We start from the raw sequence: 16,183 nt of genomic DNA, 5'->3' as shown, positions 1-16,183 counted from the left end.
GGCGGGAGCCATCTTAACGAAAGCTTACTAACGTCAGTAAAATTCGTTCACATTTGCTATCGGAATTTGCCCTAAACCGATCCATGCGCGCTTGTCGCGGCGATTTCACCGCACTATGGTGCCCCACCAATATTCAAGGAATGCGGCCGAAGCGTGGATTTGGCCATGAGGAGTTCTGCATGTTCCAGGGATCCATTCCCGCTCTCGTCACTCCCTTCACCGATGCCGGCCAAGTGGATGAAGCTTCGTTCGCGAACCACGTCGACTGGCAGATCAAGGAAGGCAGCAGCGGTCTCGTTCCGGTTGGGACGACCGGAGAATCTCCGACGCTGTCGCATGCCGAGCATAAGCGGGTCGTGGAACTCTGCATTGAATCCGCAGCCAAGCGCGTGCCTATCATGGCCGGCGCCGGCTCGAACAACACGCGTGAAGCAATCGAACTTGCTCAGCACGCCGAGAGGGCCGGGGCAGATGCGGTCCTCGTGGTCACGCCCTATTACAACAAGCCCACCCAGAAGGGGCTGGTCGCGCATTTCTCCGCGATCGCCGAGGCAGTGAAGCTGCCGATCTACATCTACAACATCCCGGGTCGCTCCGTTATCGACATGACGCCGGAGACGATGGGCGCGCTTGCCAAGGCGCACTCGAATATCGTCGGCGTCAAGGATGCGACGGGCAAGATCGAGCGCGTGTCCGAGCAGCGTCTTACCTGCGGCAAGGAATTCAAGCAGTTGTCGGGTGAAGATGCCACGGCACTCGGGTTTAATGCCCACGGTGGCGTCGGGTGCATCTCGGTGACCGCTAACGTGGCGCCGCGCCTTTGCGCCGAGTTCCAGGCTGCGACGCTTGCAGGTGACTATGCGAAGGCGCTGGAGTATCAGGACCGCTTGATGCCGCTACACAAGGCCATCTTCATGGAGCCCGGCCTCTGCGGAGCGAAGTATGGCTTGTCGAAGCTGGGGCGAATGAGCCGCAACGTGCGTTCGCCGCTGATTTCGACACTGGAACCTGCGACGGAAGCGGCGATTGACGCAGCCATGCGCCATGCCGGCCTGCTGAACTGAGGCAAGCCATTCGGCCCGCCTTCACAGGCGGTCGATGTTCCCCTACATAGGGGAGAAGAGAGAAGGGCGCGGTCGTCGCGCCCCTAAGCATTTGGAATGTGTCATGGCCCCCAAAGGCAGCGAGCGCGTGGTCAAGAAGATCGTGGCGGAAAACCGCAAGGCGCGCTTCAACTACGAGATCATCGATACCTACGAAGCTGGACTCGTGCTCAAGGGCACCGAGGTCAAGTCGTTGCGCGAGGGCAAGGCCAATATCGCAGAATCCTATGCCTCGGATGAGGATGGTGAGATCTGGCTGATCAATTCCTATCTGCCGGAATATCTGCAGGCGAACCGTTTCAATCATGAGCCGCGCCGCCGCCGCAAGCTCCTGCTTTCCGGCCGCGAGATCAACCGTCTGCGAGCGGGGATCAATCGCGAAGGCATGACCCTGATACCGCTGAAGATCTATTTCAACGATCGCGGCCGCGCCAAAATGGAACTGGCGCTCGCCAAGGGCAAGAAGCTGCACGACAAGCGCGAATCCGAGAAGGAACGCGATTGGAACCGGCAGAAGAGCCGTCTTCTCAAGGATAACGGCTAGTCAAAGGCATAGCCGGCGGTGAATTGCTGGCTTCAAGCTTCCAGATCGGTTGGCGTTGCCGTTTCGGTTGGCCGCGGTGGTCGCTCTGAAGGATCACGCCCGATTTCGCTCTTCAGCGATAGAAGGTCGATGAAGTGATCTGCCTGACGACGCAGATCGTCGGCAATCATTGGAGGTTGTGTTGCCATCGTTGAGATGACCGAGACCTTTCGGCCCCGCCGCTGCAGCGCCTCGACGAGCGTCGTGAAATCTCCGTCGCCGGAGAAGATGACGAGATGATCGACGGTTTCCGACTGCTCCATGGCATCGATCGCAAGCTCAATATCCATGTTGCCCTTGATCTTGCGGCGACCCATCGAATCCGTGAATTCCTTTGCCGGCTTCGTCACGACCTTGTAGCCGTTGTAATCCAGCCAGTCGATCAGCGGGCGAATGGAGGAGTATTCCTGGTCCTCGATGAGGGCCGTATAGTAGTAGGCGCGCAGGAGATAGCCGCGTTTCTGGAACGCCTTCAACAGCTTGCGGTAGTCGATATCGAAACCCAAACTTTTGGACGCAGCGTAGAGATTGGCGCCATCGATAAAAAGAGCAATTTTTTCGCGTGGATCAAACATCCCGTACCAATCCAATGTGAGCAATCGTCGTGCTTCCGTCAAAAACCCAACAAAACAATGAGTTATGAGGCCGCCTGGAACAAATCGTACTTTATGAACTTTTCATATAAGAAAGATTTAGGGCACGATTCGTGATATTCCAAGCAACTTCTGGTCGAAATCCGCTTTCGTTCCAAAATTCGTCTCATTCGCCCGCAGAGGCGTCGTGCAATGAAAACTTGAATTTGCCCGGTTTTAATTGTATCGGGCGTGTTAATCCCGAGATCACGACGTAAAGGACAGGCAATGGCCCGTGTCACCGTAGAAGACTGCATTGATAAAGTTGAGAACCGCTTCGAGCTGGTTCTGCTTGCCAGCCACCGTGCCCGGCTGATTTCCCAGGGTGCCTCGATCACGATCGATCGCGACAACGACAAGAACCCGGTCGTGGCGTTGCGCGAGATCGCGGACGAGATGCTGTCGCCGGACGATCTCAAGGAAGACCTGATCCACTCGCTGCAGAAGCATGTCGAAATCGACGAGCCCGAGCCCGATCCGGCGAGCCTCATCGCAGCCGGCGGCGTCGCTGCGGCCGACAGCGAAGAGCAGGAAGACCTGCCGGAAACGATCACCTTCGACCAGATGTCGGAAGAGGAGCTTTTGGCTGGCATCGAAGGCCTGGTGCCACCGGAAAAGAGCGACGATTACTAATCGTCAACCTTGCACGATTATAGCTTCGGCATATTATCGCATATCATGTGCGCCAATCCGTGATTGGCGCGCTTTTCGTTTGTAATGGAGTGGTTTCGGGATGATGCGGCAGTACGAGCTCGTGGAGCGGGTTCAGAAATATAAGCCCGACGCCAACGAAGCCCTGCTGAACAAAGCCTATGTCTATGCAATGCAAAAGCATGGGCAACAGAAGCGTGCCAGCGGCGATCCCTACATCTCGCATCCGCTGGAAGTCGCCGCCATTCTGACGGACATGCATCTCGATGAGTCGACGATCGCAGTCGCGCTGCTTCACGACACCATTGAGGATACGACAGCCACCCGCGCCGAAATCGATGAGCTCTTTGGCGAGGATATTGGTCGGCTGGTCGAAGGGCTGACGAAGATCAAGAAGCTCGACCTCGTCACCAAGAAGGCGAAACAGGCAGAAAACCTGCGCAAGCTGCTGCTTGCCATCTCCGACGACGTACGCGTGCTGCTCGTCAAGCTGGCAGATCGCCTGCACAACATGCGCACCCTCGACCACATGTCGCCGGAAAAGCGCGCGCGCATTTCCGAGGAGACGATGGACATCTATGCGCCGCTGGCCGGGCGCATGGGTATGCAGGACATGCGCGAGGAGCTGGAAGACCTTTCCTTCCGCCACATCAATCCCGAAGCCTATGAGACCGTCACCAGGCGGCTCGAGGAGCTTTCCAAGCGCAACGAGGGTCTGGTCAAGAAGATCGAGACCGAATTGGGCGATCTGCTGGTTACGAACGGGCTGACGGGCGCCATCGTCAAGGGACGACAGAAAAAGCCTTACTCCGTGTTCCGCAAGATGCAGTCGAAGTCGCTGTCCTTCGAGCAGCTGTCCGACGTCTACGGCTTTCGTATCATCGTTGAAGATATTTCCGCATGCTACCGCGCGCTCGGCATCGTCCACACCCGCTGGCGCGTCGTCCCCGGGCGCTTCAAGGACTATATCTCGACGCCGAAGCAGAACGACTACCGTTCGCTGCACACGACGATCGTCGGCCCATCCAGGCAGCGTATCGAGCTGCAGATCCGTACCAAGCGCATGCACGAGATCGCGGAATTCGGTATTGCCGCCCATACGCTCTACAAGGACGGGGCTTCGACTTCCGACAACGATATCCTCTCGCGCGAGTCCAACGCGTACTCATGGCTACGGCACACGATCGAGGCGCTGGCGGAAGGCGACAGTCCTGAAGAATTCCTGGAGCACACGAAGCTTGAGTTGTTCCAGGACCAGGTCTTCTGCTTCACGCCGAAGGGCAAGCTGATCGCGCTGCCGCGGGGTGCGACGCCGATCGACTTTGCCTATGCCGTTCACACCAATATCGGCGACACGACCGTCGGCGCCAAGATCAACGGGCGCATCATGCCTCTCGTGACACGACTGGCGAATGGCGACGAGGTCGAGATCATTCGCTCCGGCGTGCAGGTGCCGCCTGCTGCCTGGGAAGAGATCGTGGTAACGGGCAAGGCGCGTGCGGCGATCCGCCGGGCCACCCGACTTGCAATCCGCAAACAATATGCCGGTCTCGGCCATCGCATCCTGGAGCGCACCTTCGAGCGAGCAGGCAAGATCTTCTCCCGTGAAGCGATGAAGCCCGCGCTCCATCGCCTTGGCCAGAAGGATGTGGAAGACGCCATCGCTGCGGTCGGTCGCGGTGAAATGTCGTCGCTCGACGTATTGCGCGCCGTCTATCCGGATCATCTCGAAGAACGCGTGACGGCCAAGCCGAGCGGTGACGACGGTTGGTTCAACGTTCGCAGCGCCTCCGGCATGATCTTCAAGATCCCCGGCAAGCCGAAGTCCGGCATCGATGGTGCAGATCTCAGTGCTCTGGAAATGGACACGGTGCCGATCCGCGGCATTTCGAGCAATGTTGATGTGCAGTTTGCGCCGACGGGCGCCGTACCCGGTGACCGCATCGTCGGGATCATGAATACGACGGAAAAAGGCAACGGCATTACGATCTATCCGATCCAGTCACCGACGCTGCAACGTTTCGACGATCAGCCGGACCGCTGGATTGATGTTCGCTGGGATCTCGACGAGGCCAACAAGTCGCGTTTCATGGCGCGCATCATGGTCAATGCGTTGAATGAGCCCGGTACGTTGGCAAAGCTTGCCCAGACCGTTGCTGGCGTCGACGTCAATATTCGGGTGTTCAATACGGTGCGCGTCGCAACCGACTTCACCGAAATGACGCTCGACGTCGAAGTGTGGGACCTTCGGCAGTTGAACCAGCTGCTTGCCCAGCTGAAGGACCTCGAGTGCGTCGCGACGGTTCGCCGGCTTTACGAGTAAGTCGGCAACCGCCACACTTGGCATTTGCACATTTTGTGATCGTTTCATGACGGAAAACGCACTGATATAAGGCTTGGTATGCGTGAATCGCATGGCTGTGCCCTTGTTAGAGCGTTGGTAATTGCTGCTGCGAGCGCCTATCTTCCAGTCATCAGGAAACGAACAGAAGATGAGGCAAAGAAATGTTTAAGCCGATCAAGAAGATCGCCCGCGCATTGCGCGCTCCGACCACTGAAGAACGCGAAATGGACTATCTGAACGGCTCGTTTGACCGTATCGATCTTGAATATCGTCAGCGTCAGGTTGACCGTGGTATGTTTCGCACCCGTTAATATCGGTTCTATACTTGAGGAATGAAAGGGGCGTATTGCATATCGCGCCCCTGGTGAGTGCTCAGTCTGCAGTGATCAAATAATGACTGAGATAGTTTGACGCTCTTGTAACGCTGGTGCGAGTTGCACTACATACGCGCCATGCTGTTCAGACGTCGAAAACCTGCCGGATTTCGTGAAAAGATGCGCGAGTTGTTGTGGCCTCGCAAGGGATTCTTGCGGCCGCTCCGCTATCTCACGATGCGTGTTCTGCGCTTGACGGCGTCGCCGCACGCCGTCGCCATGGGCGTAGCCGCAGGGATCTTCGTTTCCTGGACGCCCTTTATCGGCGTTCATTTTATCATGGCCTTCGTACTCAGCTATCTATTCGCGGGCAATATGGTCGCCGCTGCTCTTGGCTGTGCTGCCTTCGGCAATCCGCTGACCTATCCGTTCATCTGGGGCGCGACCTGGGAGATCGGTCACCTGCTGCTTGCGCGTCAGGATACGATGCAAGGGCATTCGATCGACCTTGGGGCGCTGTTTCATGAGCTGCATTTCAGCGAACTCTGGCAACCGGTGCTCGAACCGATGCTTGTCGGCTCCATCCCGCCGGCGCTCTTGACCTCCGTCATCGTTTATTTCGGAACCTTTTATGCCGTGAAGGGCTTTCAGACGCGCCGCCGCGAACGCCTTATGACGCGTGCCCGCGTGCGGCTGTCCAATCCAGTGCAGGAAACCGTATGATCATCGGTATCGGCAGCGATCTCATTGATATCAGGCGCGTCGAGAAATCCCTCGAACGCTTCGGCGAGCGCTTCACCAATCGCTGCTTCACCGAGATTGAGCGGGCAAAGTCCGATCGGCGCGCCAATCGCGCCGCCTCCTATGCCAAGCGTTTCGCCGCCAAGGAAGCCTGCTCCAAGGCTCTCGGGACGGGCATGGCGCAAGGTGTGTTCTGGAAGGATCTCGGCGTTGTGAACCTGCCGAGCGGCAAGCCGACGATGCGGCTGACGGGCGGCGCGGCCGATGTGCTGAAGTCGCTGCTGCCGGCTGGCCACAAGGCTGCCATTCATTTGACGATAACGGATGATTATCCCATGGCGCAGGCGTTCGTCATCATTGAGGCCCTGCCGGAAGATGTCTGAGCAGCGACGTAGAGTCGCTTTTAATGTTGGCGCCATTGCCGCAATCGGTCGAAGCCGCTAGAGAGAAGCAAACAAGAGTTGCGCCCTGGCGGTGCATTGAAGGAACAAGACTGCGTGTCCGAAAAAGTCGAAACCAAGCCGAACGCCCTATGGGAAAACATCAAGGTCATCGCCCAGGCGCTGATTTTGGCGATGGTTATCCGAACGGTGCTTTTTCAGCCGTTCACCATTCCGTCCGGCTCCATGATGCCGACACTGCTTGTCGGTGACTACATCTTCGTCAACAAGTTTGCCTACGGCTATTCGAGGTTCTCGCTGCCGTTCTCGCCGAACCTCTTCAGCGGTCGCATTTTCGCGAGCGAGCCGAAGCGCGGCGACATCGTTGTCTTCCGGTTCCCGCCGAACCCCGACGTCGATTACATCAAGCGGCTGGTTGGTCTTCCCGGTGATCGCATTCAGGTCAAGGAAGGCGTCCTCTACGTGAACGGCACGGCGGTTCCGAGGGTGCCGAATGGCACGTTCAATTCCGACTACGCGCAGGATCCGGGCCAGGATGTGCCGGTGTATCGCGAGACGCTGGATAACGGCGTCAGCTTTGACACGCTGGATCAGTCCCCGGTTTCGCGTGGCGACAACACCCGCGAGTTTATCGTTCCGGAAGGCCATTACTTCATGATGGGCGATAATCGCGATAATTCGCTCGACAGCCGCTTCGACGTTGGCTTTGTGCCTGCGGAAAATCTGGTCGGTCGCGCGAGCGTCATCTTCTTCTCGCTCGGCAACGACACCTCGTTCCGCGAGATCTGGAAGTGGCCGACGAACATGCGGTGGGATCGTCTGTTCAAGGGCGTTGAATGAGCAAGTCACAGACGCTTTCGGCGGCGGATCGAACACGGCTTGAAGCCCTGATCGGTCACGAGTTCGCCGAAAAGGAGCGGCTGGATCGGGCACTGACGCATGCAAGTGCCCGCACGCAGAAGGGCGGCAACTACGAGAGGCTGGAGTTCCTCGGTGACCGAGTCCTCGGCCTCTGCGTTGCCGAACTGCTCTTCCGGACGTTCGGTACGGCGACCGAGGGCGAACTTTCGGTGCGCCTCAATCAGCTCGTCAGTGCCGACACCTGTGCTGAGGTCGCTGATGAACTCGGCCTGCATCTCTTCATCCGCACTGGCGCCGACGTCAAGAAGCTGACCGGCAAGCGCATGATGAACGTGCGAGCCGACGTCGTCGAAAGCCTTATTGCGGCGATCTACCTCGATGGCGGCCTGGAGGTCGCCCGGCGTTTCATCCTGAAGTTCTGGGAAAAGCGGGCAGCGCGCGCCGACGGCGCGCGGCGCGACGCGAAGACCGAATTGCAGGAGTGGTCGCACGCCAAATTCGGCATCACGCCGATCTACCGGGTTGAAGAACGCACCGGACCGGATCATGATCCGCGTTTCACGGTGACGGTAGAGGTCACAGGTGTTAAGCCCGAAACGGGCATCGAACGCTCAAAGCGGGCCGCGGAACAGGTCGCAGCCACGCGAATGCTGGAACGCGAAGGCATTTGGCAGAGGTCCTCTGCCGGAAACTGACGGGACAAATGACGGAAGAACACGATATGGCGGACGACGCCCCTGAAACTGCGGGTGCCACACGGTCAGGCTTTGTCGCGCTGATTGGAGCGACCAACGCCGGCAAGTCCACGCTGGTCAATCGCCTCGTCGGCGCCAAGGTTTCGATTGTCAGCCATAAGGTGCAGACGACGCGTGCCATCGTGCGCGGCATCGCGATCCACAACAATGCGCAGGTCGTGTTCATGGATACGCCCGGCATTTTCAAGCCGCGTCGGCGGCTCGACCGCGCGATGGTGACATCAGCCTGGGGCGGCGCAAAGGATGCTGACCTGATCATGCTGCTGATCGACAGCGAACGTGGTCTGCGCGGCGATGCGGAAGCCATTCTTGAGGGCCTCAAGGAGGTACATCAGCCAAAGATTCTCGTCTTGAACAAGATCGATCGGGTCAAACGCGAAGATCTGCTGGCGCTTGCGGCGGCGGCCAACCAGAAGATTGACTTCACGCATACCTTCATGATCTCGGCCGAGAACGGCTCCGGCTGTGACGACGTCATGGATTATCTGGCAAAGACGCTGCCAGAAGGCCCCTGGTACTATCCCGAAGACCAGATCTCCGACCTTCCGATGCGCCAGCTGGCTGCGGAGATCACCCGCGAGAAGCTGTTCCTGCGTCTGCATCAGGAGCTTCCATATTCGTCGCATGTCGAGACGGAAAAGTGGGAAGAACGCAAGGACGGCTCGGTTCGAATCGAGCAGGTAGTCTACGTCGAACGGGATAGCCAGAAGAAGATCGCGCTCGGCAAGGGTGGCGAAACGATCAAGGCGATTTCGTCGGCGTCCCGACGAGAGCTCTCCGAAATCCTCGAGCAGCCGGTTCATCTCTTCCTGTTCGTGAAGGTTCGTGAAAATTGGGGCGATGACCCCGAGCGCTTCCGCGAAATGGGTCTGGATTTTCCGACGTAAGTTGACGGCTTCTACCGCGTTGTTTCTGCGTTAAAAATTCCCGCGCGGGTGGAACAACCCTTGCCATTTGCGTGTTCTCGTCGGGAGCGCTGCCAATTCCGGCAGCGTCCTTCATTCGAGCACAAGGGCCTGTATGCCGACCGCGCGTCCCACCCACTCGTTCAAAACGCCCTGCGAGCACTGTCCGCTGCGTGCCAACCGGGTCTTTCGGGAGTTCACCGCCGATGAACTCGACTTCGTTTCGAAATTCAAGAGAGGCGAGCTGGCCGCGGATGCTGGTGCCACGATCATAGTCGAGGGTGCGCACAGCGCTCACCTGTTCACCGTCCTTTCCGGCTGGGGTTTTCGCTACAAGACGCTGGAGGACGGACGCCGGCAAATCCTGAACTACGTGATGCCGGGTGATCTGATCGGTCTTCAGGGAACGATCATGGGGGAGATGCAGCACTCCGTCGAGGCATTGTCGCCTGTATCGCTTTGCGTTTTCGAGCGCGACAAGCTGATGACCCTCTACAACAAGCATTCGTCCCTGGCCTTCGACATCACCTGGATTGCTGCCCAGGAAGAACGTATCCTTGACGAACACCTATTGAGCATTGGTCGCCGGACAGCGCTCGAGCGCGCCGCCTATCTCATCGCTTTCCTGTTCGAGCGCGGCAGGCAGCTGAAGCTCTTCAACGGCCACGCATCGATTCCAATCACGCAGCAACACGTTGCGGATACATTGGGACTTTCGATCGTGCATACAAACAAGACATTGAAAAAGCTCGCCAATCGCAACCTCATCCGCTGGCAGGAGCGTGCCTGCGAGGTGCTTGATGGGGAGGGGCTTAAGGCCGCTGCCGGTTGGGAGGGGCTTGGAGAGAGGGGCCGTCCGTTCATATAATAGCTGTAAGCGACATGTCTTATTTAAATGCCTTCTGAGCGGCGCGCCCGTAAGGTCACCCTGCCATCTTTCTTCCTGCCTTGCTTTTTATCGACCCGAAACGAAAAAGCGGCTATGCAAGCTAAGCGGTATATAGTCGTCGCCAATGAGCCATGGGGCGTCAGAGGTTGAAATCCGGGAAATGCAGGTGCCGAGCATCTTAGTTGATACTCAGCGAGGGGCGTATTGGGTATGAAGGCAAACCGTGTTCTTGTCCTCGAGGACAGTTTGATCATCGCGATGGAGGCGGAGGATATTCTCCGCCAGGTGGGCGTGGAAACGATTGGAATCGTCAGCAGCCTTGAACAGGCGATGGAGGCGACCAAGACCGCGACCTTCGATTTCGCGCTGCTGGACGTCAATCTTGGCGAAGTCATGAGCTTCGACTTTGCCCGTCATCTGGCGAACAGCAACATCCCCTTTGGGTTTGTGAGCGGTTATTCCGATACAAAGGACTTCCCCGAAGACCTTCGGAACGTGCCGCTGCTCGTCAAGCCGTTTGGAGAATCGGCGATGCGCGACTTCCTCCAGAAACTGTTCCCAGCCAGCGCCTGAATGCCTTTTTATGACAGGGCAATGGTCTTGCGTTAGGATCGAATCGTAAATTTAGGGTTCGCTTCCGATGCAGTGGCATGACCGGGCAATCATCTTGGGCGTCAAGCGCCATGGCGAGACCAGCGTCATCGCCGAGGTGATGACGCGCGAGCGCGGACGCCATCTTGGCATGGTCCGCTCTGGTCGGTCTCGTGCCATGCAACCGGTTCTTCAACCCGGCAACGAGGTCGAGGTTACGTGGCGTGCGCGCCTAGACGAGCACCTTGGCGAATTCCGTGTAGAGCCATTGACATTACGGGCCGCGCGGCTGATGGAAACGGCGACTGCCGTCTATGGCGTGCAGGCGATGGGCGCACTGCTGCGCTTGCTGCCGGAGCGCGATCCGCATCCGCATCTCTTCGAAGCGCTCGAAGTCATCCTCGACAATCTCCACAATCCGGCGGATGCCGGTGAGCTCTTCGTCCGTTTCGAGCTTGCCGTTCTGAACGACCTCGGCTTTGGTCTCGATTTGACCGAGTGCGCCGCGACGGGTAGTCGTTCCGACCTTGCTTATGTGTCGCCGAAGTCGGGCAGGGCGGTCAGCCGGACTGCGGGTACTCCCTGGGCGGACAAGATGTTGCTCCTGCCACCATTCCTGAACAGTGAGGAAAACCGCGCGGCTGATATCGACGGCCTCAGCGCGGCGTTCCGCCTGACGGCATTCTTTCTCCATCGCCATGTCTATGAGCCGCGCGGCGTGGAAGCGGCAGCTGCGCGCGAGGGCTTCGTACAGGCAGCTCTTAAAGCACTCAAGGCGGCCGCACCGCAGGACGAATTGTCCGCCTGACCGACCGTTTTTCATTGGCGAAAAACATCATTCGGATCAGGCGCTTTACGTGTCTCACGCATCTTCCTATTTCGATCGCATGGAGCCCAGCGATTGGAGGAATGCGATGCTGACCAAACCGGATGCGATGACGACGATAAATCTCTGGAACGATCATGAAATACCCCGGTTGGGTATGGGCTGCTGGGCAATCGGCGGTCCCTTCTATGCCGGCGACACGCCGCTCGGCTGGGGCGAGGTCGATGACGACGAGTCCGTCGCCGCCATTCATCGCGCGATCGAACTCGGCATCCGTTTCTTCGATACGGCTTCGAACTATGGGGCCGGGCATTCAGAGGAAGTTCTCGGGCGTGCGATCGGTAGTCGCAGCGACATTGTCATCGCGACCAAGTTCGGCTTTGCCACCGATCCGGAGACGAAGCAGGCAACCGGCGCCTTCGCCGATGCTGTCTTCATTCGCCGCTCGGCCGAGACGTCGCTGCGCAGGTTGAAACGGGATCGCCTCGATCTGCTTCAATTTCATCTGAACGACTTTCCGCTCGAGCAGTCGGACGAGGTCTTCGAAACCCTTGAGACGCTGCGTGACGAGGGGAAGATCGACGCCTTCGGGTGGAGCACGGATTATCCCGATCGTGCCGCGCGACACGCGGAACGCCCGGGTTTTGTTTCCGTCCAACACACGATGAACGTCTTCGAGCCGATGCCTGACATGATCTCGGTGATCGAACGGCAGGGGCTGATTTCGATCAACCGCGGGCCGCTCGCGATGGGCTTGCTCAGCGGAAAATTTGGCGCCGACACGAAAATCGGTGAGAAGGATGTTCGCGGCGCGAGCCTTGACTGGATGGTCTACTTCAAGGACGGCCGGATCGCGCCGGAATTTGCGGCGCGATTGGAAGCGGTTCGCGAGTTGCTGAAGTCCGATGGTCGAACTCTCACACAAGGCGCCCTGGCGTGGCTGTGGGCGCGCTCGCCCCGAACCCTGCCGATCCCGGGCTTTCGCACCGTTGCCCAGGTTGAAGAAAACGCCGGCGCGCTGGCCAAAGGCCCGTTATCGCCGGCTATCACGGATGAAATCGATGAGGCACTCGCGCAGCTTCGCGCCTAGCCGCGGTTGCGGACCTTGAAGGCCCAGCCTTCGGGCCTCTCCTCGATGACTTTGGCTGTATCGCCGACCGCAATCCGACCGGTCCCGCGAGGCGTGACATTCCAGCCGAAGAGCGGACCGGGTACACGCCGGTCCGCAGACATCCGAATGCGCCCCATGGCGGGCATCGGACTAGGAACGTCGCGCGATCCGGTCGATTGGTCCTGGGTGGTCATGATGCAACGTGCGCAAGGTTTGACGAGATCGAAACGAATGCCGCCGATCTCAATCGCAGCCCACCGGTCTTCCTGCCAACCTTCCTCGGTATCAAGGATGATATTGGGCCGGAACCGCTCCATGCCCACTTGCCCTTCGCCGTGCGCCTCGAGATCGGCATTCAGTGCCCGCAGGGAGCCTGTCGTGGTGACAAGGATCTGGTAGCCATCGGCGAATGTGACCGGTGTGCCTTCGCCGGCCCATTCCGCACTGGCGGAACGCTTGGCATCCTGATCGAAGAACACCAGTCTCACCTCTCGCCCGAGCCAGGCCGAAAGTTCAGCATTCACAGCATCATCGGCAACCGCCGCATTGACGATGGACTTCCAGATCGAGACGTCCATCCGTTTTGAGGCCGTTCGAATCTGCGCGTCAATCTTCTTGTCGCCCATGGTGAGATGGAGGCCCGACGGTCCCGCCTGCACGGCGATGCGAGCGAGATCGGGCAACTCCCGCTGGGTGATGAAGTGTCCGTCCCGATCGGTGATCATGGCGCGCCGGTCGCCCGGCAACCCGAATGCATCGATCTCCGAGGACTGCAGCGCGATACCCCGAGCACTTTTGAGCGGATAGATGAAAAGGCCTGTAATACGCATCAAGTGCTCCTAGATTTCGTCCATGAAAGCCGCAAGGAAGTCGCGCAGGCGCTGGTCGCGTGTGGCCGCGAGCGCCCGCCCGGCCTTCGTCTGAAAGCCGTCCGCGAGTTTGAACAATTTTGTCTGGAAGTGGTCAATGACATAGCGCTTGTCGTCAAGCTCGCGGTTGCTGCCTGCCGGATCGAACGGATCGTAGAGCGCGGAGGACATTCGGCCGCCAATGTAGAAGCAGCGTCCCGCGCCGACCATGCCGATCGCATCCAGGCGATCGGCATCCTGCAAGATCCTTGCCTCCAGGGTCTCGGGCGTAACATTGGCGGAAAAGCTATGCGCGACAATCGCATGCGCAACGGCGGTGATGTCGTCACTGGCCCAGCCAAGCTTCGCGAGAACGGCCGAGGCCTTCGCTGCTGCCAAAGCGGACGCCTTTGAGCGCATGGGGGAGTTCTTCTCCACGGCGACGCAATCGTGCAGGAGGACGGAAGCCGCAAGGATCCTGGCATCGCCACCCTCGACAGCCTGAATGCGCATGGCGTTCTTGAAAACGCGCAAGACATGCGCCACGTCATGCGAGCCGTCATCGCCTTCCGACGAATGCGGTACGAGCGCGGCGGCAAGCTTTTCAAATGGAGCGAAGGCCTTCGCCTGGAACATGGGATCACCGCGTGGGAAGAGGGTGTCCTTCCATAAACGCAGGAACCACGAGTCGCAACGAAGAGCGTACTAGCTGGCGCGGGCGCTCGGGTGCGCCTGCGGCCAAGTCAACAGGTAAGGTACGTCCACGGCCGGCCGTGGCGGACTGATATGGTAGCCCTGGATTTCATCGCAGGCTTCGCGCTGGAGCATGGCCAACTGCTCGGCCGTTTCGACGCCTTCCACGGTCACGCGCATGCCGAGCGCATCGCCGAGAAGGATGATGGCACGCATGATCGCAAAGGCTTCTTTGTCTTCAACGATACCGTTGACGAACGACTTGTCGATCTTGATCTTGTCGAAGGGGAACCGTCGGAGATAGCTCAGCGACGAATAGCCGGTGCCGAAGTCGTCCATGCCGATCCGGATGCCGCTCTGCTTGAGCGCGTGCAGTACAGGCAGGGCCTCATCGAGGTTTTCCATCAGCACGCTTTCGGTGATCTCGATTTCTAAACGGTTAGCTGGCAGCCCCGCTTCGGCCAGCGACGCGGCGACATCGCTCGGCAAATCACTGTTCGTAAACTGGATCGCCGATACGTTGACCGCAACCTTGATATCTTCTGGCCAATCCATGGCATCGCGGCAGGCGCGGCGTATGACCCAGCGTCCGATATCGACCACGAGGCCAACCTCCTCGGCAAGGGGAATGAACTCCATGGGCGGCACCCGTCCGCGCGTCGGGTGGTTCCATCGCAGAAGCGCCTCGAAACCGCAGATCTTCTGTTGGCCGAGGTCATAGAGCGGTTGATAGTGAAGCTCGAACTCCTCGCCTTCGATCGCCTTGCGCAAATCCGCTTCCAGTGTATGCCGTGCTTCGATCTGCGCTTCCATTTCGGCCGTGAAGAAGCGCTCGCCCTTTCCACCGCTGCTCTTGGCATGCGACAGTGCGACGCCGGCGTATTTCAGCAGGGTGTCCGTTTCAATTCCGTCCTGCGGACTGATTGCGATCCCCATCGACACGCTGAGTTCAACGGCCTTGTCTCCACGAAAGAACGGCTCCGAGAGTTCGCGGCGAATCTGGTCGGCCAGAGCCGTGACGTTCCATGGCTGCTGCCGTCCGGATTGAAGAATCGCGAATTCGTCCGAGCCGAGGCGCGCCAGCACATTACCGCCTGCCGACATGCGGATGCGCTCAGCCACCTGCCGCAGGATCTTGTCACCGGCCGAAACGCCGAGGGTGTTATTGATCGATTTGAAGCGGTCAAGATTAAGGTGCACAAGGGCAATCTGCTCGTCCGGCTTACAGGCGGCCAGCGCGGCGTCGATGCGCTCCCTGAGGCTGATGCGGTTCGGCAGTCCGGTCAGCGGGTCGTGATGAGCGAGATAAGCTATGCGCTCGGCCGCCTTTCGGTCTTCGGTAACGTCCGCATGAATGGAAATGTTGCTGCCATCGGGGAGGACGGTGATGACGCTCTGGATGGTGCGCCCGTCTTCCATGATCCATTCGCGGTGGCGGATATGTCCACCTTCGGTGGCGGCGCGCAGACGCGAGACCTTTTTCTCGATCCGCTCGGTGCCGCGGATCATCGAGATGAGTGTTTTCAGCGAGGCGCCGGGAGAGGCAGCTTCGACGCTGAAGCCGAAAACTTGTCGGAAGCGCGTGTTGCAGACGATCAATCGCTGCTCAGTGTCGAAGACACTCAGACCTTGCGGCAGGTTGTCGAGAACGATCCCGAACAGGCGTTGCTGTTCCGCGAGATCTTCTTTCGTGGCAACGAGGCTGCCTTTAATCGTGGTGTTTTCTTCGCTCAGCAGGTGCGAATGGTCTTCCGCGGCGCGCTTCTTTCCTGCCTGCAGTCGATATGTCTCGGCGACAAGATTCATCAGGCGCTCAGCGTTGGCAGAGCCATCCTCATTGAGGGCGGTCGTGCACTGTTGCCGGAAAAGGGCTTCAGCGTCCATTTTCGGCAATCTTTGTTTCGGGAGCGAGGGGAGGGTGAGCGGAGCCCTGTG

General features: G+C 58.9%; 18 protein-coding genes. 14 read left to right on the top strand and 4 right to left on the bottom strand.

The window, feature by feature from the left end:
- Nucleotides 1-179: 179 nt before the first annotated feature.
- Nucleotides 180-1,064, top strand: a complete 885-nt coding sequence (dapA, locus tag AC1DE4_RS08010; RefSeq protein WP_477880848.1) for a 4-hydroxy-tetrahydrodipicolinate synthase — start codon at nt 180-182, stop codon at nt 1,062-1,064.
- A 103-nt stretch (nt 1,065-1,167) separates the two neighbouring features.
- A complete protein-coding gene (gene smpB, locus AC1DE4_RS08005) occupies nt 1,168-1,647 on the top strand; it encodes an SsrA-binding protein SmpB (protein WP_025659866.1) in 480 nt (159 codons plus the stop codon).
- A 32-nt stretch (nt 1,648-1,679) separates the two neighbouring features.
- On the opposite strand, the gene AC1DE4_RS08000 is transcribed toward smpB, so the two are convergent.
- Nucleotides 1,680-2,261, bottom strand: a complete 582-nt coding sequence (locus tag AC1DE4_RS08000) for a LabA-like NYN domain-containing protein (RefSeq protein ID WP_018857436.1) — start codon at nt 2,259-2,261, stop codon at nt 1,680-1,682.
- Nucleotides 2,262-2,546: 285 nt separating this feature from the next.
- On the opposite strand from AC1DE4_RS08000, the gene rpoZ reads away from it, so the two are divergent.
- The 12 genes from rpoZ to AC1DE4_RS07940 all read left to right on the top strand — a co-directional run bounded on the left by rpoZ (nt 2,547) and on the right by AC1DE4_RS07940 (nt 12,686).
- The gene (gene rpoZ, locus AC1DE4_RS07995; protein WP_018857435.1) at nt 2,547-2,951 is read left to right on the top strand and encodes a DNA-directed RNA polymerase subunit omega; all 405 of its coding nucleotides are present in this window, start codon (nt 2,547-2,549) and stop codon (nt 2,949-2,951) included.
- Between the two features lie 100 nt (nt 2,952-3,051).
- Nucleotides 3,052-5,292 (top strand): RelA/SpoT family protein, encoded by a 2,241-nt coding sequence (locus tag AC1DE4_RS07990; RefSeq protein WP_018857434.1) that lies wholly within the window; start codon nt 3,052-3,054, stop codon nt 5,290-5,292.
- A 182-nt stretch (nt 5,293-5,474) separates the two neighbouring features.
- Nucleotides 5,475-5,624, top strand: coding sequence for a DUF3563 domain-containing protein (locus AC1DE4_RS07985; RefSeq protein WP_082728477.1), 150 nt, complete (start codon nt 5,475-5,477; stop codon nt 5,622-5,624).
- 141 nt (nt 5,625-5,765) lie between these two features.
- Complete coding sequence (locus AC1DE4_RS07980) at nt 5,766-6,350, top strand: DUF2062 domain-containing protein (protein WP_025659865.1); 585 nt, start codon at nt 5,766-5,768, stop codon at nt 6,348-6,350.
- A complete protein-coding gene (gene acpS / locus AC1DE4_RS07975) occupies nt 6,347-6,751 on the top strand; it encodes a holo-ACP synthase (RefSeq protein WP_025659864.1) in 405 nt (134 codons plus the stop codon). Before AC1DE4_RS07980 ends, acpS begins: the two co-directional genes overlap by 4 nt.
- Before the next feature lie 114 nt (nt 6,752-6,865).
- Nucleotides 6,866-7,609, top strand: coding sequence for a signal peptidase I (gene lepB / locus AC1DE4_RS07970; protein ID WP_025659863.1), 744 nt, complete (start codon nt 6,866-6,868; stop codon nt 7,607-7,609).
- Nucleotides 7,606-8,325, top strand: coding sequence for a ribonuclease III (gene rnc / locus AC1DE4_RS07965; RefSeq protein ID WP_025659862.1), 720 nt, complete (start codon nt 7,606-7,608; stop codon nt 8,323-8,325). The genes lepB and rnc overlap by 4 nt, the downstream gene beginning before the upstream one ends.
- 8 nt (nt 8,326-8,333) lie before the next feature.
- Nucleotides 8,334-9,272, top strand: coding sequence for a GTPase Era (gene era / locus AC1DE4_RS07960; RefSeq protein ID WP_477880844.1), 939 nt, complete (start codon nt 8,334-8,336; stop codon nt 9,270-9,272).
- Nucleotides 9,273-9,405: 133 nt separating this feature from the next.
- On the top strand, nt 9,406-10,158 hold the full coding sequence (locus AC1DE4_RS07955) for a Crp/Fnr family transcriptional regulator (protein ID WP_018857427.1): 753 nt from the start codon (nt 9,406-9,408) through the stop codon (nt 10,156-10,158).
- Between the two features lie 231 nt (nt 10,159-10,389).
- Nucleotides 10,390-10,752 carry a response regulator gene (locus tag AC1DE4_RS07950; RefSeq protein WP_018857426.1) on the top strand — a complete coding sequence of 121 codons (363 nt, stop codon included), beginning with the start codon at nt 10,390-10,392 and terminating at the stop codon, nt 10,750-10,752.
- A 67-nt stretch (nt 10,753-10,819) separates the two neighbouring features.
- Nucleotides 10,820-11,578: a DNA repair protein RecO gene (gene recO, locus AC1DE4_RS07945; protein WP_477880842.1), complete on the top strand. Its 759-nt coding sequence runs from the start codon at nt 10,820-10,822 to the stop codon at nt 11,576-11,578.
- A 106-nt stretch (nt 11,579-11,684) separates the two neighbouring features.
- Nucleotides 11,685-12,686: an aldo/keto reductase gene (locus AC1DE4_RS07940; protein WP_477880840.1), complete on the top strand. Its 1,002-nt coding sequence runs from the start codon at nt 11,685-11,687 to the stop codon at nt 12,684-12,686.
- On the opposite strand, the gene AC1DE4_RS07935 is transcribed toward AC1DE4_RS07940, so the two are convergent.
- The 3 genes from AC1DE4_RS07935 to AC1DE4_RS07925 form a co-directional block, all read right to left on the bottom strand.
- Nucleotides 12,683-13,537 (bottom strand): MOSC domain-containing protein, encoded by an 855-nt coding sequence (locus AC1DE4_RS07935; RefSeq protein WP_169681105.1) that lies wholly within the window; start codon nt 13,535-13,537, stop codon nt 12,683-12,685. The two genes, AC1DE4_RS07940 and AC1DE4_RS07935, sit on opposite strands and share 4 nt — an antisense overlap.
- Nucleotides 13,538-13,546: 9 nt before the next feature.
- Nucleotides 13,547-14,191 carry an HD domain-containing protein gene (locus tag AC1DE4_RS07930; protein WP_018857422.1) on the bottom strand — a complete coding sequence of 215 codons (645 nt, stop codon included), beginning with the start codon at nt 14,189-14,191 and terminating at the stop codon, nt 13,547-13,549.
- 69 nt (nt 14,192-14,260) lie between these two features.
- Nucleotides 14,261-16,132, bottom strand: coding sequence for a putative bifunctional diguanylate cyclase/phosphodiesterase (locus AC1DE4_RS07925; protein WP_477880838.1), 1,872 nt, complete (start codon nt 16,130-16,132; stop codon nt 14,261-14,263).
- Nucleotides 16,133-16,183 lie beyond the last annotated feature (51 nt).

This window comes from Rhizobium sp. 10N414 (assembly GCF_056394785.1).
This window is presented reverse-complemented; position numbering and strand designations above follow the sequence as displayed.